Source organism: Halocynthiibacter namhaensis (genome assembly GCF_000812685.1).
Lineage (GTDB): Bacteria > Pseudomonadota > Alphaproteobacteria > Rhodobacterales > Rhodobacteraceae > Halocynthiibacter > Halocynthiibacter namhaensis.
Genome location: NZ_JWIF01000027.1, coordinates 54416 through 78624 on the forward strand (window position 1 = coordinate 54416; position 24209 = coordinate 78624).

The 24209-nt window shown below is 53.7% G+C and carries 21 protein-coding genes; 1 reads left to right on the top strand and 20 read right to left on the bottom strand.

Annotated features, from left to right (window positions below; all coding sequences use genetic code 11):
- From xsc to RJ38_RS05190, 3 genes are all read right to left on the bottom strand, one after another.
- Entirely contained in the window at nucleotides 1-1779 is a 1779-nt protein-coding gene (xsc, locus tag RJ38_RS05180; RefSeq protein WP_039017835.1) for a sulfoacetaldehyde acetyltransferase, read from the bottom strand.
- 168 nt (nucleotides 1780-1947) lie between these two features.
- The gene (pdxR, locus tag RJ38_RS05185; protein ID WP_039017836.1) at nucleotides 1948-3402 is read right to left on the bottom strand and encodes a MocR-like pyridoxine biosynthesis transcription factor PdxR; all 1455 of its coding nucleotides are present in this window, start codon (nucleotides 3400-3402) and stop codon (nucleotides 1948-1950) included.
- Between the two features lie 137 nt (nucleotides 3403-3539).
- The gene (locus RJ38_RS05190; RefSeq protein WP_039017837.1) at nucleotides 3540-4910 is read right to left on the bottom strand and encodes an aminotransferase family protein; all 1371 of its coding nucleotides are present in this window, start codon (nucleotides 4908-4910) and stop codon (nucleotides 3540-3542) included.
- Between the two features lie 228 nt (nucleotides 4911-5138).
- Between RJ38_RS05190 and RJ38_RS05195 the strand changes: the two genes are divergently transcribed.
- Nucleotides 5139-6446, top strand: a complete 1308-nt coding sequence (locus RJ38_RS05195) for an MmgE/PrpD family protein (protein ID WP_039017859.1) — start codon at nucleotides 5139-5141, stop codon at nucleotides 6444-6446.
- Nucleotides 6447-6459: 13 nt separating this feature from the next.
- Here the strand turns inward: RJ38_RS05195 and RJ38_RS05200 are convergent, their stop codons facing one another.
- The 17 genes from RJ38_RS05200 to RJ38_RS05280 form a co-directional block, all read right to left on the bottom strand.
- Nucleotides 6460-7695, bottom strand: a complete 1236-nt coding sequence (locus RJ38_RS05200; RefSeq protein ID WP_039017838.1) for a mandelate racemase/muconate lactonizing enzyme family protein — start codon at nucleotides 7693-7695, stop codon at nucleotides 6460-6462.
- Entirely contained in the window at nucleotides 7696-8295 is a 600-nt protein-coding gene (tmpB, locus tag RJ38_RS05205) for a (R)-1-hydroxy-2-trimethylaminoethylphosphonate oxygenase (protein ID WP_039017839.1), read from the bottom strand.
- Nucleotides 8295-9416: a 2-trimethylaminoethylphosphonate dioxygenase gene (tmpA, locus tag RJ38_RS05210; RefSeq protein WP_039017840.1), complete on the bottom strand. Its 1122-nt coding sequence runs from the start codon at nucleotides 9414-9416 to the stop codon at nucleotides 8295-8297. Before tmpA ends, tmpB begins: the two co-directional genes overlap by 1 nt.
- Nucleotides 9413-10498: a Zn-dependent alcohol dehydrogenase gene (locus tag RJ38_RS05215; RefSeq protein ID WP_039017841.1), complete on the bottom strand. Its 1086-nt coding sequence runs from the start codon at nucleotides 10496-10498 to the stop codon at nucleotides 9413-9415. Before RJ38_RS05215 ends, tmpA begins: the two co-directional genes overlap by 4 nt.
- Nucleotides 10499-10586: 88 nt before the next feature.
- Nucleotides 10587-11819: a TCR/Tet family MFS transporter gene (locus RJ38_RS05220; RefSeq protein ID WP_039017842.1), complete on the bottom strand. Its 1233-nt coding sequence runs from the start codon at nucleotides 11817-11819 to the stop codon at nucleotides 10587-10589.
- Between the two features lie 146 nt (nucleotides 11820-11965).
- A complete protein-coding gene (pcaD, locus tag RJ38_RS05225) occupies nucleotides 11966-12772 on the bottom strand; it encodes a 3-oxoadipate enol-lactonase (protein WP_039017843.1) in 807 nt (268 codons plus the stop codon).
- Nucleotides 12772-13968, bottom strand: coding sequence for an endonuclease/exonuclease/phosphatase family protein (locus RJ38_RS05230; protein WP_039017844.1), 1197 nt, complete (start codon nucleotides 13966-13968; stop codon nucleotides 12772-12774). Before RJ38_RS05230 ends, pcaD begins: the two co-directional genes overlap by 1 nt.
- A 1-nt stretch (nucleotide 13969) precedes the next feature.
- Nucleotides 13970-14938 carry a threonine ammonia-lyase gene (locus RJ38_RS05235; protein WP_039017845.1) on the bottom strand — a complete coding sequence of 323 codons (969 nt, stop codon included), beginning with the start codon at nucleotides 14936-14938 and terminating at the stop codon, nucleotides 13970-13972.
- A complete protein-coding gene (locus RJ38_RS05240; RefSeq protein ID WP_039017846.1) occupies nucleotides 14938-15762 on the bottom strand; it encodes an alpha/beta fold hydrolase in 825 nt (274 codons plus the stop codon). The genes RJ38_RS05235 and RJ38_RS05240 overlap by 1 nt, the downstream gene beginning before the upstream one ends.
- Complete coding sequence (locus tag RJ38_RS05245; protein ID WP_039017847.1) at nucleotides 15759-16445, bottom strand: haloacid dehalogenase type II; 687 nt, start codon at nucleotides 16443-16445, stop codon at nucleotides 15759-15761. Before RJ38_RS05245 ends, RJ38_RS05240 begins: the two co-directional genes overlap by 4 nt.
- Nucleotides 16446-16567: 122 nt before the next feature.
- Nucleotides 16568-16948 (bottom strand): hypothetical protein, encoded by a 381-nt coding sequence (locus RJ38_RS05250; protein WP_039017848.1) that lies wholly within the window; start codon nucleotides 16946-16948, stop codon nucleotides 16568-16570.
- On the bottom strand, nucleotides 16945-18051 hold the full coding sequence (locus RJ38_RS05255) for an EscU/YscU/HrcU family type III secretion system export apparatus switch protein (protein ID WP_039017849.1): 1107 nt from the start codon (nucleotides 18049-18051) through the stop codon (nucleotides 16945-16947). Before RJ38_RS05255 ends, RJ38_RS05250 begins: the two co-directional genes overlap by 4 nt.
- Entirely contained in the window at nucleotides 18051-18821 is a 771-nt protein-coding gene (locus tag RJ38_RS05260; protein WP_039017850.1) for a flagellar biosynthetic protein FliR, read from the bottom strand. Before RJ38_RS05260 ends, RJ38_RS05255 begins: the two co-directional genes overlap by 1 nt.
- The gene (gene flhA / locus RJ38_RS05265) at nucleotides 18818-20908 is read right to left on the bottom strand and encodes a flagellar biosynthesis protein FlhA (protein WP_039017851.1); all 2091 of its coding nucleotides are present in this window, start codon (nucleotides 20906-20908) and stop codon (nucleotides 18818-18820) included. Before flhA ends, RJ38_RS05260 begins: the two co-directional genes overlap by 4 nt.
- Nucleotides 20908-21681 carry a transglycosylase SLT domain-containing protein gene (locus tag RJ38_RS05270; RefSeq protein ID WP_238321650.1) on the bottom strand — a complete coding sequence of 258 codons (774 nt, stop codon included), beginning with the start codon at nucleotides 21679-21681 and terminating at the stop codon, nucleotides 20908-20910. The genes flhA and RJ38_RS05270 overlap by 1 nt, the downstream gene beginning before the upstream one ends.
- Nucleotides 21682-21744: 63 nt before the next feature.
- On the bottom strand, nucleotides 21745-23679 hold the full coding sequence (locus RJ38_RS05275) for a tetratricopeptide repeat protein (RefSeq protein ID WP_039017852.1): 1935 nt from the start codon (nucleotides 23677-23679) through the stop codon (nucleotides 21745-21747).
- Nucleotides 23680-23951: 272 nt separating this feature from the next.
- A partial coding sequence (locus tag RJ38_RS05280) for an integrase core domain-containing protein (RefSeq protein ID WP_039017853.1) occupies nucleotides 23952-24209 on the bottom strand: 258 nt, incomplete at its 5' end.

The window sequence follows — 24209 nt, forward strand, 5'->3', positions numbered from 1 at the left end:
TCAGGCGCCTTTCTGTGGGCGCATGTCGTCGGCAGAGATGCCAGCAACGGCCACTGGTTTCTTCATTGCGTCACGACGGAACGGGTCACCCAGTTCTTGGTTGATCATGGCCTCAATAAGGGTGGTGATGCCCGCTTTCTGGTCAATCACGGCCTGTGCCAATGCTGCGGTCAATTCGTCCATTGTGCGTGCGATAACGCCTTTTAGGCCACATGCGTTGGCGATGCCGGCGTAAGAAACCTGTTGGTCCAGTTCTGTGCCAACAAAGTTATCGTCGAACCACAGTGTTGAGTTGCGCTTTTCCGCACCCCATTGGTAGTTGCGGAACACAATTTGGGTCACGGCGGGCCATTCGCTGCGGCCAATCGCGGTCAATTCTGTCACAGCAATACCGAAGGCACCGTCACCAGAGAAGCCAACAACAGGCACATCAGGACAACCGATTTTCGCGCCAACAACAGAAGGCAGACCATAGCCACATGGGCCAAACAGACCAGGTGCCAGATATTTGCGGCCTTCTTCAAAGCTTGGGTAAGCGTTGCCGATCGCACAGTTGTTGCCGATGTCGGAAGAGATGATCGCTTCAACTGGCAGAGCAGATTGAATTGCGCGCCAAGCCATACGTGGGGACATCCAATCTGGTTTGTCGCCGCGTGCACGTTCGTTCCAGTTTGTGCCTGGATCGTCTTCTTCGTGGGTCATGGAAGACAGTTGCTGTGCCCATGCAGATTTGGTCTGCGCGATGGTTGCTTTGCGCGCGTCACGGCCTGCGTCGCCTGCGGTGTCAGACAGTTGTGCCAAGATGCCTTTTGCAACTTTCGCCGCATCACCGATGATGCCAACGGAAACCGCTTTGGTCAGGCCGATGCGATCAGGGTTGATGTCAACTTGGATGATCTTCGCATCTGACGGCCAGTATTCCATGCCGTAACCTGGCAGGGTAGAGAATGGGTTCAAACGTGTGCCAAGACACAGAACAACGTCAGCCTTGCTGATCAATTCCATGCCAGCTTTTGAACCGTTATAGCCGAGAGGACCGGCAAACAATGGGTGGTTGCCAGGGAACGCGTCATTGTGCTGGTAGCCAACGCAAACAGGCGCATCAAGACGTTCGGCCAGTTCTTTTGACGCTTCGATACCGCCAGCTGACAGAACAACGCCCGCGCCGTTCAAGATCACTGGGTTTTTCGCCTCAGAAATCAGTTTGGCAGCCTCAGATACCGCGGTTTCTCCGCCGGAAGGCAGTTCGAACTCAACGATTGCTGGCAGAACGATGTCGACAACCTGGGTCCACATATCGCGTGGAATGTTCAACTGTGCAGGGGCCGATGAACGTTTTGCGTTCATGATCACACGGTTCAGAACTTCGGCAACGCGGGATGGGTCGCGCACTTCTTCTTGGTAGCAAACACAATCCGCAAACATGCGCATCTGTTCCATTTCTTGGAAGCCACCTTGGCCGATGGTTTTGTTCGCAGCCTGTGGCGTCACCAACAACAAAGGTGTGTGGTTCCAGTAAGCGGTTTTCACGGCGGTCACGAAGTTTGTGATGCCTGGGCCGTTTTGCGCGATCATCATGGACATTTTTCCGGTCGCACGGGTGTAGCCGTCAGCCATAAAGCCGCCGGAACCCTCATGGGCGCAATCCCAGAAGCTGATGCCCGCTTTCGGGAAAATATCGGAAATTGGCATCATGGCAGAGCCAATGATCCCAAAAGCGTGTTCAATACCGTGCATTTGTAGCGTTTTGACAAAAGCTTCTTCGGTGGTCATTTTCATGGGATTACTTCCTGTAGTTCGGGCCGTATTAGGCCGTGTGAGCGGGCGGGTTTCACGGAATGTGTCCCGTGAATCACGGGGTTACTGTGTCTCTATGAATACGTGTCGCAGGACTTAGGTATTAGGGCCAGATGTATTCGAAATTAAGTCCAGAATGGATTTCGGGGTCTATTTGCGAAGTTCTTCAGCAAGAATGCGAATGCCATCGGTGATCCGGTTGGCAGGAATTGATGAATACGCTAGGCGGAAGTACCCTTGGCCTTGTTCGGGTTCCTCAAAAAAGGGAATGCCAGGCTCAACCAACACGCCACGCGCTTTGAGGGCATCCATGCGATCATCAATGTTAACGCCTGGTGGTGTGGCCATCCAATAGGATGAACCACCAAATTGCGCTGCCCCTGCGATTTCCAACCCTTGCGAGCGAATGGCACGGTCCATAACTTCGCGGCGCTCATGCAGTGCAAGACGTAGGCGGCGCACCAATGCATCGTAATGGCCGCGCGATAGAAAATAAGCGGCAGTGCGTTGAATATGGCCAGGCAAATGCCGCAGCATGGTCGCACGTAATCCACGGGCTTCGCGAATAAAGGCTTCTGATCCAACGAGATAGCCAAGGCGTAAGCCTGGAAATAGTGATTTTGAGAAGGACCCGACATAGATCACACGCCCATCTTCATCCAAGGACTTAAGCGCGGGCGACGCGGTTGTGAGGAATGACATTTCGAATTCGTAATCATCTTCCACGATCAGGAAATCATCGGCGCGCGCTTTTTCAAGCAGGGCGCGGCGGCGTTCAATTGGCATGGTTGCTGTCGTTGGGCATTGGTGGCTGGGGGTTGCAAAAAGCACGTCCAGATCATCGGGCAACATGTCTGGATTAAGCCCTTTTTCATCAACATCTACAGGGGCAAGGTGGCAACGGGTCTGGCCCAAAACTTCGCGCAGGCCAGGGTAACACGGGTTTTCAAAAACGGCCTTGCGGCGCTGACCAAGCAGCAGTTGCGCAGTGATCCATAGGGCGTTTTGGGCGCCAACTGTGATCAGAATCTCTTCGGGGCGTGCCAATATTCCACGGCGCGGTAAAGTGTGGCGTGCGATGAATTCAACCAGTTTTGGGTCGTCACGATCTGCGAAATCGCCCGTCAGTGATGTGAAATCTTTTTTGCCGAGGGCCTGTAGGGCGCAGAGGCGCCAGTTCTGTTGGTCGAACAATGTGGGATCGGCTTGGCCGTAGACGAACGGGTAGGAGTAGGCGCCCCAGTTTGACGGTTTGTCGACCTGGCGCACCCCGGAATAGCTTTGGCCAATGGCGCGGGTCCAATCAACGGTGTCGTTGCTGCGGTTCTGCGGGATTTCAGGCGGGGGCGGGGCAGAATGGGACACATAATAGCCCGAACGCCCGGCAGAGGTCAGATAATCGTCCGCGATCAATTCGTTATAGGCCAGCGTCACGGTGATGCGGCTGACCCCCAAGTGACTGGCGAGTTTACGTGAAGATGGTAGTTTTTCACCGGGTTGGAAACGCCCCGACAGGATGCCTTCGGCAACCAATTGCTGAATTTGGCTTTGAAGTGTGCCTTCAAAACGCGGGTCCAGGAAAAAGGTTTCTTCAGAGATGGGCATGGAACTGGCTCTATCCGTCTGTATCTGGCTATAAGGCCAGACAAAGGGTGATCTGTCAAACCCGAGAGGGGACAGGGGGGTGTGAAAACGGCCACACAATCCTGCGTGGCCGTCTGTCGTTTACGCTATTGGGCGTGTTAGCCGCCGAAGACTTCGGTTAGGGCTTCGTCCACCGCGTTGCAGATTTGGTCGATGTCATCTGCAGTTGCGATCAAAGCTGGGCTGAAACACAGGGTGTTGTTGAAGCCTGGAACGGACCGGTTTGTCGCGCCAATGATCACGCCACGGGCGTTACAAGCGGCAACAACTGCCCCTACTTTGGCTTCTTCAGCTGGCTCTTTGGTTTCACGGTCCTTCACAAGTTCAGCACCGACAAACAGACCTTTGCCACGCACATCACCAATAATGCTGTGCTTTTCAGCCAGTTTATTGAGGTTCGCAAGCATCCGCTCGCCCATTTTTGTGGTGTTTTCCAGCAGGTTTTCGTCTTCAATGATCTGCATATTTGCAAGCGCCGCCGCAGGGCCAGCCGTACAGCCACCAAAGGTGGAGATATCACGGAAGTAACTCATCTTGTCGGATGGATCTTCTTTGAACATGTCAAAGATTTCTTCAGTGGTCACAGTGATCGCAATCGCGGAATAACCGGAAGCAACGCCTTTCGCCATGGTCACGAAATCAGGCTTGATGCCGTAATGCTGATAGCCAAACCATTTGCCGGTACGACCCATGCCACAAACAACTTCGTCGATGTGTAGAAGGACTTCGTATTTTTTGCAGATCTCTTGAACGCGTTCCCAATAGCCCTCGGGTGCTTCGATCACACCACCACCAGCTGTCACTGGCTCAAGGCACAGCAGACCAACGGTTTCAGGGCCTTCACGCAGGATGACTTCTTCGATGGCGTCAGCGGCTTTGCGGCCGTATTCAGCACCAGTCAGATCCCACTGCGCGCGGTATTCCATACAATGTGGAACGCGCACAAAGCCAGGGGCCAATGGGCCAAACTGTGCAACGCGTTCATCTTGGCCACCAGCGGACATGGTCGCAAGGGTGGATCCGTGATAATCGCGGTCACGGTACAAGATCTTGGTTTTTGTGCCATTGTTGCGTTTATGGGCCAGCTGGCGCACCATTTTGAAGACTTTTTCATTCGCTTCAGACCCAGAGTTCACGTAATAAACGCGGCTCATGCCGGGCATTTTTTCGATCAGCTTCTTCGCGAATTCAGAACCGGGAATGGAACCAACGCTTTGGGCGAAATAGTTCATTTTTACCAGTTGTGCGTGCACGGCATCCGCGATTTCGGTGCGGCCATAGCCAACGTTGACGGTCCAAACACCGCCAGAAACAGCATCAAGGAATTCACGACCGGATTGATCCCAAACGCGCATGCCTTTGCCTTCCACGATGATACGTGGATCGTTGGTTTCCAGTGGTTTATGCTGGGTTAGATGGTGCCATACATGGGCGCGGTCGGCTTCGATGACATCAGACAGGTCATTCATGAGGTGAACTCCTTGCGGGCTGGGGCTCTGGATAAGAGCGAATCTTTTGCGTTGCATTGCTGCAAATCTTAAGCATGAAGTTTGGCCTTAAAGAAGAGAATTCATTAGGGCCAGACAAAACTCAATTTAAGGCCAGTTAATGTGTCCGATATTTGCAAAGGCGGCGTAAATTGTTTGCGCAGCGTCACTCAAATGGGCATATTGATGAAAATTATTCGGGAATGCATCATGCACGGTATCAGCACACGGTTGGCGGAATTTGCAAGCGGCGAGATTGCCCCCTCAAAACGCACATGCGAAATCATTCGTTTGTCACTTGCGGATTGGGCTGCCTGTGGCCTTGCTGGGGTGAATGAACCCGTCGCGAAAATAACACGGGACATGATTTTGGCTGAGCGAGGCGCGGGTGCGTCGGTTGTGTTTGGGGGCGGTGTTGCACCTGCCCGCGCGGCAGCCTTGGTGAATGGCGCGACCTCGCATGCGCTTGATTTCGATGACACGCATTTCCTCCACATCGGGCATCCATCTGTTGTCATCTTTCCGGCGGTTTTGGCCATTGCACAGGAACGCAATCTGCCTGGTGCGCAGATGATGGAGGCCGCAGCGCTTGGCTTTGAAGCCAGTGCGCGCATCGGCGCGTGGTTGGGGCGCGGTCATTATGAAGCGGGATTTCATCAAACCGCGACGGCTGGCAGTTTTGGCGCGACATTGGCCTGTGGGCGATTGATCGGTTTGACTGCTGTACAAATGCAGCATGCTTTGGGGATTTGCGCGACGCGGGCCAGTGGCTTGAAAAGCCAGTTTGGCACCATGGGAAAGCCTTATAATGCAGGGCTTGCAGCGTCAAATGCGATTGAAACGGTGACGCTGGCCGCACTTGGCTTCACCTCTCGCTTGGATGGTTTGGAATGTGTTCAAGGGTTTGGTGATACCCATGCGGGCATTGCTGATATGTCTGCGTTTGATGATCTTGGTGAGGTCTGGGTGACAGAATCGGTGTCACATAAATTTCACGCTTGCTGTCATGGCACGCATGCGGCGTTGGAGGCTTTGCATTTGGCTGAGGCTGGGATGCGAACAGATGACGTTGCGCGCGTCGATATTCGCACCAATCCGCGCTGGGCCCGTGTATGCAATATTGCGGTCGCGACCACGGGGCTTGAGGCGAAATTTAGTTACCGTATGACCACTGCCATGGCCTTGTTGGGGCGTGTTACGGGGCGTGCGGATCAATTTGAAGATGGATTTTGTGTTCAGGCCGATGCGATGGATATGGCCGCGAAAGTTCATGTGGAGTTCGTGGGGCACATCGCAGAAACCGCCGCCGAGGTGATCGTGACGGATGTTCATGGGCGTGCGCATCACGCTGAATTTGATCTGGCGAGCCCCTTACCGATTGCCGCGTTAGAGCAACGGTTAGACGTGAAACTGTCCAACCTGGTAGGTGCAGGGACGGCTGCGAAATTGGCAGAGGCCGCGCGGGAAATGCAAAACGCCGCAAGTGTTGATGAACTTGCGGCGTTGTTGGCTGGCTAGATTAAGAAGGCGCTTATTCGCGGGCGGGGGCACCGCCGCCAAAGTTATTGCCATCTTGGTAATTGCAGGGTGCTTCCTGCATTTCCAGATGCAAACCAGTGTCAGTATAGGGGTGTGCCCGCGCAAGATCTTCGTCGAATTCGATCCCCAGCCCTGGGGCAGTCGGCGCGATGATATAACCGTTATCCCATTCAATCGAATGTTTGATTAGGGGCATGTGGAAATCGCCGCCCGTGCCAATGGTTTCCGCCATCAACAGGTTGGGGATACTTGCCGCCAGATGGATATTTGCGGCCCATTCCACGGGGCCCGCGTAAAGATGCGGCGCCATTTGCGCGTTATAGGCTTCGGCCAAGATGGCGATCTTTTTAGTTTCCCAAAGCCCACCGGAACGTCCCAAAGCGGGTTGCAAAATCGTGGCGGCACCACTGCGCAGGACGGGTGCGAATTCGGCTTTTGTGGTTAGGCGTTCGCCGGTCGCGATGGGGATGGATGTGGCGCGCGCGACCTTGGCCATCTCGTTGATATTATCCGGTGGCACGGGTTCTTCATACCACAGTGGGTCATAGGGTTCGATCGCCTTGGCAAGGCGGATTGCACCGGCGGTTGAGAACTGCCCATGGGTGCCAAACAGCAGATCTGCCTTGTCGCCAACCGCTTCGCGAATGGCTTTGCAGAAGGCCGCGGATTGGCTGATATCGGACATGGCGGGCATGTGGCCGCCGCGCAAAGTATAGGGACCGGCCGGGTCAAATTTCACGGCGGTAAAGCCAAGTTTGACCATCTCGCTCGCGGTTTCAGCCGCCATTTCTGGGCTGGCCCAGAAATCTTGCACGTTGTGATGGGGCAGGGGATAAAGATAGGTGTAGGACCGAATGCGTTCATTCATCAAACCGCCCATCAAGGCCCAAACGGGGCGTTCGCGTTGCTTGCCAAGAATGTCCCAACAGGCAATCTCTAAGCCGGAAAACGCGCCAATTACAGTTAGATCAGGGCGTTGGGTAAAGCCCGAAGAATAGGCCCGGCGAAACATCATTTCCACGTTTTCAGGGTTTTCCCCATACATGTGTCGTTCAAACACATCGCGGATCACATGTTCCATGGCTGCCGGGCCGACAGAGGCCGCGTAGACCTCGCCATATCCAACAATCCCAGTATCCGTGGTCAATTTGACAAAGATCCAGTACCGGCCACCCCAACCAGGGGGCGGGGTGCCGACGGTGAATATTTCGAGGTCTTTAAGCTTCATTTAGCTCTCCAAGCTTGCCATATGGGCATCCACAATCCGCTGCACTGCAGGTGCAAAATGCGGATATTCCGGGGTGTCCATATCAGGGTGTTTGCCCGCCTCATCCAGGTAGCGCACCTGGATGATTTTCTCGAGATTTGGGTTCTTTTGGAATTCAGCCACCTCGTCATCTGACATCGGTCCACCCTGAAGGTTCAGGGAATGGATCGAGGCCTCAGACAGGCGACCAAAGTAACTTGGCTTGGTCGCACAGAGATAACGTTTCGCCGCCACATGGTAGCGCACGCAATCGGTGATGATCGTGGGGAAGAACTGTTCCAACACTTTTGCGCCCGCTTCCTCATGAAAACGATCTTCGGTGTCATCCATGGAAAATGTGCCGAATTCGCTGGTGAAATGGCCGATGTCATGCAGAAGGGCCGCGACGACGATCTCGTCATCCATGCCGTTTTGTTCTGCAATCGTGGCCCCTTGCAACATGTGCTGGGCCATGGTCACGGGTTCGCCAAGATATTCAGCATCACCGCAGTGCACAAAGATATCGCCAATGAAATCAACGATATTGCTTGCGTTTAGCTCGCTTGGTTTTGGGGCTGACATTAGGCGTCTCCCAATTCGTGGGCGAGGGCCGCACGGGTAGAACGCAAACCGTCTTTATCCGCATAACAGCCCTGCAACCACCGGCTGCCTTCGCCGGAATAGCCTTTGCGCGCGTGTAGAACGCGGGTGTTGTCCACGATGAAAGCCTCGCCCGGGGACAGTTTGAAGGTCACTTCCATTGCCGGGTCATCGATGATTGCAGACAGGCGGCGATAGGCGCGATACCAGATCTCCATTGCCTCAAATGGCACGTCTTGGACGGGGCCGATGGAACGTGAATTGAACCGCATCTGAATGAATGTGCCTTCTGGGGACAGCTCAATCATCGGACGCCAGGATTGCAAGCGAACGTCCGAACTTCCGGCGTATTCAAAACGGATGGAATAGCTGGCCAGCGCGTCAAACCCTTCGGGATCTTCCTCGCGCAGACGTTGGGCACAGGCGAACCCATCCACCACCATATTTTCCCCACCAGCGGCGGAATTTTCAAGGCAGGCCAGGATTTGCAGCGTTGGCACCGGATCACGATACGGGTTATCCGTATGCGCCTGCAGACCAAGACCGGTGTAGGCAAGGTTTACAGGGTTTACCTCGGTGCGCACCTCAAAGTGGCGACCATAGTTGGTTTCACGCACATAGCCAAACAGATCAGCGATATCAAACAATCCACCTTCCACAGGCTCCATGCCGGTGACTTTGGCGAAGCCATAGGTTTCCACCTGAGAGAGCCAATCCAAACGTGCGGATTTATCTGTTTTCAGCGCAGTAATATCACCGGTTGGCACATCTGTAAGCGCCGCAGTCCAGGCGGTGATGCCAGGGTTGAGATCAGGTATCTCGGCCGTGTCATAGGCGTGATCCAGCAGCCATGACAGTGCAAAGGAATGAACCGTCTCGTCACCGTCAAAACAGATGTCGATTGCATCATTGTTCACATCTGCACTGGCAAGGGTGATCACCTCTGGCAGGTTTGCAAGCGTCACCAGACGTTGCCCATTGCCTGGATCGCGGTAAGCAGCCCCAGGCAAGTTGTCACGCAGCCAAACAGCATGAAAGCGTGTTTGATTTTCCGCACCCGTTAGGTGCAGGATGTTGTCTTCGATTCTGGTCGTATATGTCATCTGAATATTACCACATTTCGACGCGCAGCGCCGGATTTAGTGTTTGCGATAGCTTCATTGATGTCATCAAGCGACCAGCGCCCGGAAATTAACTCATCAAGTTTCAAGCGGTTCTGCTGGTAAAGATCGATCAGCCAAGGGATGTCTCTGGCCAAAACAACATCCCCCATCTTCGAGCCGATCATTTGTTGCCCCAGCGCGGCAACAATAACGGGCTCATAGTCCGCAGTCGCACCGGAATGCGGCATGCCAACCATGACCATTTTTCCTTTGGCACCGATATAACGCAGCGCCTGTTCATAGGCCGGGATCGCCCCGACCGTAACAAAAACCGCGTCAGCCATTGCGCGGTTCGTGATGTCTGCGACCTGTTTCCAAGGTGCGCCTTCTGAAGCAAGAACACCATGCGTCGCCCCAAATTCTTTTGCGATTTCAAGCTTTTCTGGAACCATATCAACGGCGATGATCTTGGCTGCACCCGCAATGCGCGCGCCTTGGATTGCGTTTAGGCCAACGCCGCCGGCCCCAATGATAACAGCAGTTTGCCCCGGGCGCAGAGCGGCGGAATTCACCACGGCACCCACACCCGTGATCACACCACAGGCCAGCAAAGACGCCACGTCCATCGCAATATCATCGGGCAATTTCACCATTTGGCGCGGTTGCACCACGACTTTTTCTGCAAAAGCACCGCAAGCCATGGCTTGGGTCACAGGTGTGCCATCCGGCATAGAAAGCGGACCGTTCATGGAAATATCGCCATTACAGGCAACCGGTGCGCCGCTTGAACAAGGCGCGCAATCGCCGCAAGAGCGGATCAAGGTGACCAGCACTTTGTCCCCCTGTGCGAAACCTTTTACACCAGCGCCCATCGCGGTGATCGTACCCGCCGCTTCGTGACCATAAATCGCGGGCAAATCGCCGCCCCACCCACCGTCAATGAACGAAATATCGGAATGGCAGATCGCGCAGGCGTCTAGGGTGACCTCAACTTCGCCAGCCTCTGGCGCACGCAGCTCGACCATTTCGATTGTTAGGGGGGCACCAAATTCATGGGCAACAGCAGCGCGGATAAGAGCCATCGGGATCTCCTTAAGTCATCGTTAAGGAAGCTTGCGAAATCTTTTACGGGGCTGCAAGGGATGTTCGCGACAGACTTGTCAGTTTACGTCAGTTTTTTTGCGCCATTGGGCGTAATTTTCGCCAACCCGCCAAGTATATTGCAAGCCCCAGCATCATCAGAACCATGGACAGTAAAAATGGTGCGCCGGGCAGGTAGAATGATGCACCTTCTTCGCTGAACATGGCGAAGGTGCGGGTCATCAGAAGTGGCGACAGAATCATGCCCAATGCGCCGATGCTGGTCAGCAACCCTTGCAATTCGCCTTGTTGTTCGGGACTTGCTGCGCGGCTCATCAATCCTTGCATTGCGGGGGTTGCCATGCCGCCTATTGCGGAAAGCGGTGTCAGCCCCAAAACGATCCACCCGTTTGTTAGGACGGCGGTGAACCCAAACACGATGATATCCATCGCAAACCCGATGATGACGGTCTTGCGCTCGCCCAGCCAGGGGATGATTTTGCGGATCAACAAGCCTTGGGATACGGCCATGGAGATGCCGAAGACCGCCAGTGATGCGCCGACCATTGCCGGGCTCCAACCGAAGCGTTCCTGGGTGAAATAGGACCAGATCGCAGGGTAAACGTAAAAGGCGACTTGGTAGAGAAAGTAGACGATCAGTAAGGGCTTGATCCCTGGCAAACATCCAATATTCATCAACGCCCCAAAGGGGTTGGCACGTTTCCATTCAAACGGGCGGCGGATTATATCGGTGACGGTTTCCGGGAAAACGAAATAACCAAAAACAAAGTTACTGGCGGCAAAAATCGCGGCTGCCACAAAGGGGGCACGAGGGCCAAAGCTGGCCAATAATCCGCCCACCACTGGCCCAAGAATAAAGCCGACGCCAAAAGCCGCAGACACTAGGCCGAAGTTTTGCGAACGTTCATCATCCTTGGAAATATCGGCCATAAAGGCGGCGGCAGTGGAATGGGTCGCAGCGGTGATACCGCCCACAATCCGCCCCAATAGCAGCAACCACATGGTGTCCGCCAGCGCCATAACCGCATAATCCACGGCCATGATGAATAGCGATATCAACAAGACCGGGCGACGGCCAAAACGGTCAGATAGACTGCCGACGGTTGGGCCAAATAGAAACTGCATGATCGCAAATGAGAACGACAGATAGCCCCCCCAAATCGCGGCATCCGCAAGACTAGCCCCCTGAATTTCGCGGATTAGATCGGGCATGACAGGCATGATCAAGCCAATGCCCATAGCGTCAATCACCAAGGTGATCATAACAAAAGTCACCTGCAGGCGCGTGGATTTTTGGGTCATCAGAGGGTCCTGTCACGTTCCTGAGAGTCGGTATATTAAATCTAAACGATCCAGTTTAGAAGGCAAGGAGCCGTTGTGATGCAACACTGTTCATATTCGCACATGCAGTCGAACATTTCTTTGCGAAGGGCGCGTGTCCGGGTGATTTAGAGTGTCGGGAAGTGGCCTGTATCTTGTATGAAACCAGATAGATACACGGCGAAGGCCTCGGGTTGTTCTGCGCATGTTAGATGGCCCGCTTTGCGGATGATTTCGAACCGGCTGCCTGGGATGAGATCAATGGTTTCACGCATGAGGTCAGGCGGTGTTGCGCGATCATCAATGCCGACCAAGCCCAGTGTCGGCAATCTTAAACCTGATGTTGGCGTGTAGAAATCAGTGCCGGAAACGGCGGCAGCACAGCCCGTATATCCATCAACCGAAGTGGAGATCAGCATGCCGCGCCAATCGGGCAGGCCATCGGGGGGAACAAAGTCACGCCCCTTGCGCAGGAACCAATGTTTGGCGATGTCATCGGCCAATTCCGACAGCCCATGTTTGTGAACCGCATTGATGCGATCGTTCCAAAGTTGCGGCATGCCGATCTTGGCAGCGGTCCCAGCCAACACAAGACTGCGGATCTGATCAAGGCGTTTCACCGCTAGCCCCTGGGCAATCATGCCCCCAAGCGACAGGCCGCAAAGCATCACATTGCGCAGTTTGAGATGATCTAAAAGCCCTTCCACATCACGCACCAACGCTCCCATGGAATAAGGCGCAGGCGGGGCGTCGCTTTGACCGTGGCCGCGTAGATCAACGCGGATTATCCGCAATCCATCGGGCAAATGGGGCAGCACGGCATCCCACAGACGCAGGTTTGTTCCAAGGGCATGCAGCATCACCAAAGGCGCACCGCCACGCGGGCCTTCATCGAGGTAATGTAAACGCGTGCCGTTGACTTCTGCGAAAGGCATCAGTCCTCGCCGATGCGCATATGCGCCATGATTTGCCCGTGATCTGATGCCAGCTTGTTGTAGGGCGCTTCTGCGTGGGACCCGTCGGTCAGGTGGTCATTCAGAACAGAAAAATACTCCATCTCGCCAATGGCATCGGGGTTGTCGGACATGAAATGATTGCTCATCAGGATCTGGTCGATGCTTTCAAAAACGCCGCCAAATGCTGAGGTGTAAACCATGTCACGCAGGCTTTTGCGCACGAAAAGTTTTTCGGCAGAATGCAGGCGCATGGAGGTGATGGCGTGTTGAATTTGGTCGTTTTGGTCACGTGAATAGCGTTCATTTGCACGGGTTGCATCATGGCGACGCATCCAGGAATAATTCTTGAACGGCGCCTCGCCCGAAATGATTTCGCTGCTGACGGCATGTTCGCTGTCGTTGAAATCACCCAGCACCATAACGGGATTGCCCGCGGTCAGTTCCTTCACGATTTCATTGCGCAGAACCCAGGCTTCCGCCGTGCGACGCAGGCTTGCACGCAACGCACCAAGGGCACGACCGGCGGCATCATAAGCCAGCAAATCTGCCTCTGGGGCGAAATCAGCACCTTCGGGGCGTTTGAATTCGCCAAGTTTAGATTTCAGGTGACAATTGAATACTGTCACGACCTGATCGCCCAGAGGAATGCGTACCTTTAGAACAGGGCGCGACAGGCGCGAAATGCGGAAAGACCCACCGTCGCCTTCAGTCAATCCGCCGAATTCAATATCAAGCGGTTCTGGCAGCTGTTGGATCACTTCGGGATCACCGACAAAGCCCGTGCGCGACAGAACCGCAACACCTGGGCGCCGTTCACCCGGGCCGCCGTCATTCACGTTGGGCGCAAAGGCGAGGGCCGCATCTTTGCCATAGGGCGCATAGGCGAGTTTGCGAAAAATTGCCTTGCGTGCATAGCGTTTGGAGCGATCCGGGATTGCGCTTTCATTGGATGCTTCGCCGCGTTTGTCCGCTTCGGCAATCACCGCGCGCAGGGCGTCCTCATCAAAAATTTCCTGGAAACCAACGATGTCGGCATCAAGGGATAAAACCTGATCTGCCAACCAGTCTTCTTTCCAGGCGTGTTCTTCTGGGGTGTATTTCTCGAAACGGTAATATTCTTGATCCGCGTCAATTAGGTTTTTGACGTTAAAAGAAGCAATCGTAAATCGGGGCATTTTAGCTCTCCAGGGTTTGCAGGGCGCGGGCGAACATGGACGGATCAACATTGCCGCCGGAAGCCACGCAAACTGCGGTGTCTTTGGTTAGTTTATCGCCGTGGAACAGCGCGGCTGCAAGGGCGACTGCACCGCCGGGCTCAATCACGATTTTGAGGCGCAAAAAGGCATGGGCCATGGCGCGCAGACAGTCTTCATCGGTGACGACAATGCCCGCACCGCAGTTTTCCTTCATAATCGGAAAGGTGATTTCGCCGGGGGCAGGGGTGACAATCGCGTCACAGATGGATCCTTCGGGTGCTGCGTTCTGCTCAATGTTCCCCGATGTCAGCGACCGGGTCGTGTCGTCAAAGCCTGCGGGCTCGCAAGGGCGCACGACCATGTCTGGGGCGTCGTTGGACAAGGCCAGAGAAATACCTGAGGTCAGCCCGCCACCGCCACAAGGCACGAGAACCTCGGCGTTGTCAGCGGGTAAATCTGTTGCGATTTCAAGGCCAACCGTGCCCTGACCCGCAATAACCATGGGCTCATCATAGGGCTTGATAAGGGTCAGATTGCGTTCCTGTGACAGGCGATCTCCGATATCTTCGCGGGCTTCTGTGGCGCGGTCATACAGCACGACCTCGGCCCCAAGTGCGCGGGTATTGGCGATTTTCAGGGCGGGGGCATTCTTGGGCATGATGATCACAGCGGGAATGCCATGACGCGCAGCCGCCAGCGCGACACCCTGGGCGTGATTGCCCGATGAAAAAGCGATGACACCGTTTTTGCGTTGTTCTTCTGGCAGGGCCGACACCGCAGACCAAGCGCCGCGAAATTTGAACGAACCCGTGTGTTGTAGGCATTCAGGTTTGACCAGAACTTTACGCCCGGCGATGTTATCCAAAAAGGGCGACGACAACAGAGGCGTGTGACGCGATTGACCTCCAAGGCGGACCTGGGCGGCTTTGATATCGGCATATGTAATCATCAGAGAAGATCCAAAAATTTGTGGATGACAGTGAGGCTTTGGGGTTCGTCAAGGAAGGGCACATGCCCTCGATCCTTGACGTTTTCAAAAGGCATATCCGGGCGACGTTTGCGCATCTCATCTGCACAAGCGTTTGTAAGAATATCGGAATTCTCACCTCGGATCAACGCGATAGGAAGGTGCGATAATGCATCGAAACAGGGCCAAAGGTCCGGTTGCTCAGCATTTTTTGCCTGTTCATAAGGCTTGCGCAACGCAGGGTCATAGGTGATATTCAGACGCCCGTTTTCCTCAATATAGTGGTTTTTGGCTTCCTGCAGCCATCGTTCCATTGGGACACCGGCAAAACCATCCATGAATTTCGCGCGGGCAAGGGCTGCGTCTTGCAAGGTTTTTTGTGGAGGGCGGCGGCCAAGGTAGGTCATAATGAATTTACGACCTTCGTCAGAAACCTCAGGGCCGATATCGTTGAAGCAAACGCCCGCCAAGCGATCAATGGCTGTCACGGCCAGAACCATCGAAATCAAGCCCCCAAGGGATGTGCCGATAATGGCGATCTTATCAATCCCCAAATGGTCAAGAAGCTCGATCTGATCACGGGCTTGGATGGGCACGGTATAGGTGTCATGGGGGGCCCAATCAGAACGCCCACGACCGCGGTAATCGGGACGAATGACGCGATATCCAGCGAGATGGGGCATCAGATATTCAAAGTCGGATGCATTGCGCGTAAGGCCCGACAACAACAGAAGTGGTATGCCTTCGCCCTGATCAGAATAACCGATTTTGACGTTGTCAGATGTGGTGTAATAATTTGTATTCACAGTGTTTTCACCAATTCAGGAATGCTGGTAAGGTCGGATAGAGTGTGATGGGGCTTCCAAGGGAGGCGATCCACAGGGTTCCCCAAGCGGTTGACCCAAACGGTGTGAAACCCATAGCCCGTTGCGCATCCTGCGTCCCACCCGTTTGACGAGACGAATAGAACCTCGTCATTGGCGCAACCGAAACGATCTCCGACCATGTCATAGACTCTCGCATGGGGTTTATAGACGCCGACATTTTCGACGGACAAACAGTCATCCAACAGATCACGGATGCCCGCGCTGGTCATGGCGCTTTGCAGCATTTTCGGTTCGCCATTTGAAAGAATTGCAAGTTTGTATCCGGCGTTCTTTAAGCTGCCTAACATCTGGGGCACTTCGGGATAGGCGGACAGCTTTGCGTATAATTGCATGAGACGGTTGCGCAGGTTATCGCCCGTTAGACCATGCTTTTCCATTGCCCAATCTAACCCGTCTTGGGTGATTTGCCAGAAATCATCATGGGCGTTGGCCACGGCGCGCAGCCATGTGTATTCCAACTGCTTGCTGCGCCAATCGACAGCAAGTTCGGCCCAGCACCCCGCTAATGCGTCATTGCCTGGTTCATGTGCAGCCGCGCGCGCAGCCGAACTGACATCAAAGAGGGTTCCGTAGGCATCAAAAATACAGGTGGTGATTGGCATCGTCGTTTCCCTTCACGCGGAAGGTGGCACAGAGTTGCACGAAGGGAAAGGGGCGTTGAGGCTATACGCATCACATGTGTTTTCCGCCGCGATGGTATGTGCGCGGAAATTACATCAAGGGATCACTGCAAGGCCTTGCGCCTTTGTCCAAGCTGTTGTTCCGCGACTAACTTACTTTGAAGTTTTCGAACGATTTCGCGGCGACCAAATTTTGTTCTGGCGTCGGCCTCAAGTTCTTCGGCTTTTGCCGCAAGGGCAGCCAAGGCCGAGTTTTGGCGGATGATTTCGTTTTGGCACCATTGCTTCCAGCGTTGGGTCTGCTGTGCTTGAACCATCATGCTTATGTCAGATGTGAAGGGGGTAATCTGATTGCGCGCAGCCCGCAGGCGAGAGATCTCCTCTTCGTGAACGGATTGCTGGCAGCGCATATTTCGAAGGGCGGCAAGCGCGGCGTCCAACGTCATTTGACTGATGCTTTCCAATTTCCTGAGGTCATTTTTCATGCGTCAGATTTCCCGTCTGGCTTAAACACTGTTTTGGCCTTTGTGCGGATGGCGTCAGCAAAGCGAATGGCGGCGGCAACGGCCTGATAATGCTCGCGCAAAATTTCATTGCCAATCTCGACAGTTGCGTAAAGCGCACGTGCGGTGGGGGGATCACGCTGGATGGGAATGCCCGCTTCATTGGCGCGTTCGCGAATTTGGAATGCAATTTCATCCACCCCTTTGGCGACGCAAACCGGGGCCATACCAGCGTTGCGATTCCATTTGAGGGCGACGGCGTAATGTTCTGGGTTCACAATAATGACGTCGGCGCTTGCGACATCGGCCAGCATTTGGTTCATGGCGATCGCCTGACCTTTTTGGCGACGTTGTTGCTTGAAATGCGGATCGCCTTCTTGGTTCTTATGTTCGTCTTGAAGTTCTTTGCGCGACATCCGGTGTTTTCGCAGATGTTCTTGGCGTTGCCACAAAAAATCAATGCCACCGATGACAAGGGCGATCACGAAAACAAAGGCAAGAAATTCTAACGAAAGCTCGGTGAAGGCACGCGCAACACCTCCGGGGCTTAGGAACATTGAACCAATAACGAGATCGGTTTTCGACACGAGGAAGGCCCAGGCAAAGCTGCCGTAAATCAAAAGTTTACTAAAGCTTTTGGCGAATTCGAATAATCCACCCCGACCGAATTTATTCTTGGCATTTGATATAACTGATATTCTCGAAAGCTTGGGTTGTAGTTTTTCGGGTGCGAATATGAGGCTGCGCTGTACGATAAACGCGATGATCACAAATATGGCTGGAATGCCGAGAATCGGAAATAGGCCAGTGCCAATGATCTTCATCCATGACGCAGAATAAGGTTGCGCTGAGCCTTCAAAAAAATGTTGTGATATTTGATCTGCGCGACCAAGCATATTCATCAACAAGGACCCCGTGGATTGAATGAAATAGGCACCGGTGGACAGGAAAGCGATCAAAAATCCCACGTAAACTGCGGCGGTTCCAAGGTCGGTTGATCGTGGTACTTCCCCTTTTTTTCGGGCATCGTCCAACTTTTGTTGGGAGGCCTCATGTTCCTTTTCAGTGTCTTCTTGTTCAGCCATCAGCGCGCAACAAACGGGTTCATGAGAAATGCTGAAAGTGCATCAGACCAAGCGCTTAGCAAAATTGGGGCGGCCGCAATGAGCAACAACATTCCCCCCGCAGTGATGGCGGGGGCCCCAACGAAGGTGACCATCAACTGTGGCATTGCGCGGTTGATGACACCCAATGCGAAATTGTAGATCAATGATGCGACAAGGAATGGTGCGGAAAGGGTGAATGCCAAGGCAAATGTCCGGCTGATGCCGGCAAGCCCCCAAGTCGAAAGCTGTTGTGCCTCTGGCATTTGTCCGAATGGCAAGACGTCATAGGACAGAATTAGATATTGGGACAAACGAATGTGAAGCCCACTCATCACCGCGAGGGCCAGCCCCGCAAACAACAACAAATGGCCCATTGCAGGGGCTGGTTCGCCGGAACCCCCAAAAATTTGGGACAGAGATGTGGATTGCGCAGCGATCGAACCTGCGGTCTGTAAAGCAAGGATGAAAAAGCGCACGGCAAAGCCCAGGGCCAAGCCAATGACCACCTCAGCCAAGCATCCCAGTCCTGTCATCGCAGCCGTGGGAGGTGGCTGAAACCCCGGTGCGATTGCTGGCGCCACAACGAGGGTGAAGGCAATGGTCAACGACAAGCGAACACGGACTGGAACGGATTGTTCGCCGAAAGCTGGCAGCATGGCCATAGCGGCCCCGACCCTTAGAAAAACGATGGCACCTATTCCCAGTGTTCGTTCACCCAATTGGATGATGAATGGCAGCAATTCGTTCATGCTGGGACAAGGCCAACCAGCGCTGGGCGACTTTCGTTACCGATCTCTTCAAATGAAAAAACCGGGTTTTGGATGCCGCGCGCAGACAGAACCGTGCGAAGGAACCGTCGCCGCAATCGCGATGTGATAACGGCCGGATAAATGCCTTCATCCCCAGCGCTGGCGATTTTTTCGGCAACGCCATTTGCCAGTTTGTTAAAGTCGTCGGGGGGCAATGCGACGTCCACTTGCCCACGGTCGCCTTCGATTTGATACGTTGAAAAAGTTTCTTCCCATTCCGGGGCGAGCTGTAGAAGTGGCAAAGTTCCGTCCGGGCGTTTCAGTTCGGCGACCAATTGAAAGCCAAGGCGCTGCCTGACGTATTCGCTGATAGATTCCGGGGTTGCTGCCGCCCCCCGTGCTTCGGCGATTGCTTCCAGAATTAGCGGCAGATTGCGGACGGACACGCGTTCTTCCAAAAGCAGGCGCATTACGGCTAATAATAGATCCATTGGGACTTTGTCGGGGATCAATTCGTCAAGCAAACGTTTGTTGCTGGCCGCTCTTGATTGATCCGTAAGGTTGGTGAATTCGGTCAGCAGGCGGTTCAATGATTTCAACGTTAAAAGCTTGGGGAAGTTCTTTTTGATCACTTCCAACAAATGCGTTGCTAGAACCTCAGCCGGCGCGACGATGGTCGCACCAGTCATCGCGGCATCGTCTTGAAATTCGCGGCTGATCCAACGGGCGGGCGCGCCGTAAACAGGTTCTTTCACGTCCTCCCCCGGCGGAAGTTGTTCGGGCGTGTCGGACATCAAGGCCAAAATCATGTCGGGCATCAAACGATCGCGCGCTTGCTCAACACCTTGAATTTGCATGACATATGTTCCTGGTGGCAAAATTCCATTGTCGGTCAGTCGTATTTCTGGAAGGATCAGTCCGAAGACCTCAGCCACATGGGACCGCATGTTGTTGATACGTGCATCCAACCCGGTGGAGCTGTCTAAGACCATGCCCACCAAGTCGGGTGCGAATTCGACATGAAGATCATCAAGGTCCAACATGTCACCTAGGGATTTCTCGGCGGGCTCAAAGTTGTCATCAGCCTTGGTATCGGTTTCGTCGGTCTCACTGGGGGGATTGACGTAAAGATAATAGGTGGCGGCGCCCAGGAGAACGGCCCCAAGCATGAAGGGAACAAATGGCAACCCGGGGACCAATGCAAACAGCGCCATCAACACAGACACCGTCGCGAGCGCCTGAGGATAGCGACCCAATTGGTCAACGAGGGCAAGATCTGTCGACCCTGTGGTGCCGCCGCGCGCCAACAACAAAGCCGCAGCGATTGAAATGATCACGGCGGGAATTTGGGTAACAAGCCCATCACCAACCGTTAGGATTGTGTAAGTTTCAAAGGCGCGGCCAAGATCCATACCATGAACCGTGATCCCAATAAGAAGTCCCACAATCAGGTTTAATAGCGTGATCAAAAGGCCGGCAACTGCATCCCCTTTGACGAATTTGGATGCCCCATCGAGTGAGCCAAAAAACGTCGTTTCGGCTTGCTCAGTGGCACGGCGTTCCTTTGCTTCGGCATGGTCGATGGCACCTGCTGCCATATCTGCGTCGATTGCCAGTTGTTTGCCAGGCATCGCATCTAGCGCAAATCTGGCCCCAACCTCAGCCATGCGCGCAGCACCCTTGGTGATCACCATGAAGTTAACAATCATCAAAACACAAAAGATGACCAACCCCATGAAAACATTGCCGCCCATGACGAAATTTGCGAATCCTTCGATGACATCGCCAGCTGCACTGGTGCCGGTGTGGCCGTTTCCGATGATCAGTTTGGTGGAAGATACGTTTAACGACAGGCGTAACATAAGGGACGCCAGCAAAATCGTCGGAAAGGAGGAAAATTCGAGCGGTCGTTGAAGGAATAGGGTGACTGTGAAAATCAAAATCGCAAGCGCAAATGAAATGGCAAGACCGACATCTAACATCCAAGCGGGCACGGGCAAGATCATCATGACGATGATCGCCATAAGAGCGATGGCTAAGAAAATCGTGGGCTTGAACAAGTCTTTGGTGTTTATGAAGCCTGACATTAGTTTTGCCTTGCAAAGAGACTGCGACTGTTTCCTGTCCCGTTTAATGCCACGAGCGACCCTGGTCCGCGGGTGCCAGTTGCTTGTTGTAACAGCGGGTACTGGTTTGGCTTGTCTGGCGCGGGGGCGGCAGGCGTGACCGCAGCAACGGGGACAGGTTGTTCAAGTGGCACCGCAGGTGGAGACGAGGCCAGAGCGGTCCTGAAACGTTGAAAGCGTTGCTTATATCGATTTGCATAGCGTGGTGTACGTGAATGGTACGCGCCAGCGGCGTCAAGCCAATTGCCCTTTTCGTTGTACAATTCGGTAAGGTATCGCGCGGCGTAACGTGCGTTGATCAGCGGGTCGAACATCTCTTGAACTGATGAGAAATGTTGCCCATGCCAGCGATAATTGATCTGAAAACACCCTACATCAAAACTGCGTGCACCGCGTTCAAAGCGTTCCATGGTAAAAGCAAGCGCATCCGCTGGGTTATCAAACCACTTGCCCAAACCTTCCATGTTTACGGTCCAAGGCCAGGGTTGCGTTTCGCCGTTTCGCCGTCTGCCGGTCTCAGTGCGTGTAATCGCCTGAAGAACCGAGACTGGGACATCGGTTTCTAATGCAGCTTGATGTGCGACTTGGTCACATATGGTTGACGCCTGTAGTGTCGCTGCGGATGCGGATGGGGTTAAACACACCGCGATGGCGGCCACTGTCACGCGCTGGGCTGCGAGTTTCCGACAATTGCGGTGTAAGCGCTCGATAGCGCCCTTAAACATGATATACATTTATGTCGCCGTTCTGACTGACTAAGTTATTCTTCAGTTTAAGGGCTGGATCTTTACAAGTGGTTACCCAGATACATCCGGAGACACAGTTTCCATCGATGGGAATACATCATTTAGAAGTTCATCCAAGACCGCGCGATCGGATTGACTGCGTTGTAAGGCCTCGGCGCTGGTTGACAGGCTAGGGGAGGCGGCGTCGATGTCGGATGTCTGTCCGATGTCAATCATGATCTGAGCTGCCTTTGTCTGCGGAAGGTCAAGATCATCAGAAGCCAGTGCATCCCAATCCCCGCCTCGCCAGGTCAAATCTAGGGTCGATGCGGAAGAATCTCGGGTTTCTAGTTCCTGAAGCGCTGTGCCATACTTCCGTAATCTCTGGTGAATCCCCTGGCGCAATTCGGAAGCTTGGGGGGCTTCTAACTGCGCGGCAAGTTGCAATGCGCGATCGTAATCTTCCACGAGATACGCCGCTTGAGCGAGAAGTAGACGCACATCAGCAGTGTGATTGAGGGAGGGCGTTTCTAGAAATCCCTGCCCAGCATCACTGAAGCCAAGATCAATGAGACGGCCAGCAATTTTGTGTTGGAGATGGGTATCCAGCGAGTTGCTTTGCAGGTTATTTTTGTGTTGATACACTTTAGTTACGAAATCTGCGTCGGCTTCAAGATTGTAGATTTCTTGTGAAAATTCGCGCCAAGCAAAGCGCAGGTCATGCGCACTGGCGATGCCATCTAAGGTTTCGAAGGCGTTAGCTGCCCGTTCAAAATCACGTGCTTGGCTATAGGTGCGCGCCAGTAAAAAACTTAGTCGAACGCCGGTCTCGTTATTTCGGTGTTCAAATGCGAGGGCTTCTGCATTTTCCAGAATGGTGGGCTCGATTGATTTTTTTTGTTCTAAGGCCGTTTGTAGGAAAATCACAAGAGCGTCTAGTGATTGCAAACTGTTTTCACCAATAACGTCAGCAAGCGCAATTTCAGCAGCTTCATGTTCTCCGGCGGATTGGCTCATTTCTGCTTGTGCGATGCGAAAACCGGGTTGTGCGTCTTGGGATGTCCGCGCGATAGCATCTCTGATGATTTGTGCACGTGATGTATCACCGGCGCTGATGTACAGGCGCATAATGCGAGATCCGAATATGCTGCGCAGGTGGGGCGGAAGGGATGTTACAACCTCAATGACGGCGTCATGGTTTACACCCTGTGCAGGGATCGCATTTTCGGTCAATAATGCCCAAAATGCCCCGGTGTTTGGGCAGTTTTGCAGCTCGGACAGAGGGCCATTTGTTCGCACATTACTGCCATCACTAAGGTCTGCGATCTGGCGTAATGCGCGGGTTTGTGGGCTGTCATTTACGCTAAGTGTCAAAATTTGAGACGCCTCAGCGCCAAAACTGGCATATAAATACGCTTGGGCGAGGGATATGATGGATGCTGGATCAATTTGATCTCGGCCATCCAGTAGTTCCGCACGATTTTCGGTGATTGCTGCTGCAGGATTATCAGGATCCCCCCACGTCCGAATGTCCAAGAGGGTGCCAAGACGGCATGATGAGCCAGTGTTTCCAGTGGCTACACCGAGTGCCGAAGTTATCATATCTCGATCAATACTGGTATCTGCCTCGATGTTGAAATGCCCAGTGATCTGCATGTCACCTATGTCGGGTTCATTCTGTTGTGGCGATGCTGGTATTACGTCGACAGGTTGTGGGGGACGCTGATCAGGGATGTCAGGCAAAACGGCGCTTAGTAATCCTTGGCTCGCAGCGCGTTCCAACTCACGCAATAGAATGTCTTCCGTCTCCCTTCTGCGGGACGGGTTTTCTTGCTGCATGGTCGTCGAGTTGTGAGTGTTCGGAGAGGAAGCAAGGCGTGAAGATGTTGTTTCGTTCTGATCCGCAAGAATTTCCAGCGGCGGTAGGTTTTGAAGGATCGGGTGCCGGTTTGTCGCACGCGGAAGGTGAAGCACGACATCGGCAGTCAGGGGCGTGGTGGTGTTCACTGATGTATCCCAACTATCTATGTTGTCGTTCATCAATGGATTGTTTGCGATTAAAGATGTGGCCGTGGTACGAAACGCTGGCGCAACCCCTTGCGAACTTGAGAGCTGGTCGAGTGTGGCTTCAAATGGGGATGTCTCTGGGGCAGAGCCTGATTTTATGTCAACGACTAGTTTGTTGTCACGAAAATTGAAGGCGTCTACGTGGCATTCACAATCTACATCAAGGGATAGTGAACCGCCCCGGTTTTACCGGAGAGTTGTTGGTTCAAATATTAAGCTGCTTTTTCAGCGGCATTCAAGGCTTCATAGAAGTTCTCCTCTGCTTCATGGGGGGTGATGTAATCGATTTTGCTGTGTAGGCGTTTTTTGTTGTACCAGTTCACCCATTTCAGGGTTTCCCATTCGATCTGTCCAACAGATTTCCAAGGCCCCATAAAATCGATGACCTCGGTTTTGAACAGACCGATTGTGCTTTCCGCTAGAGCGTTGTCATAGCTGTCACCAACGCTTCCCACGGAAGGGTCGATACC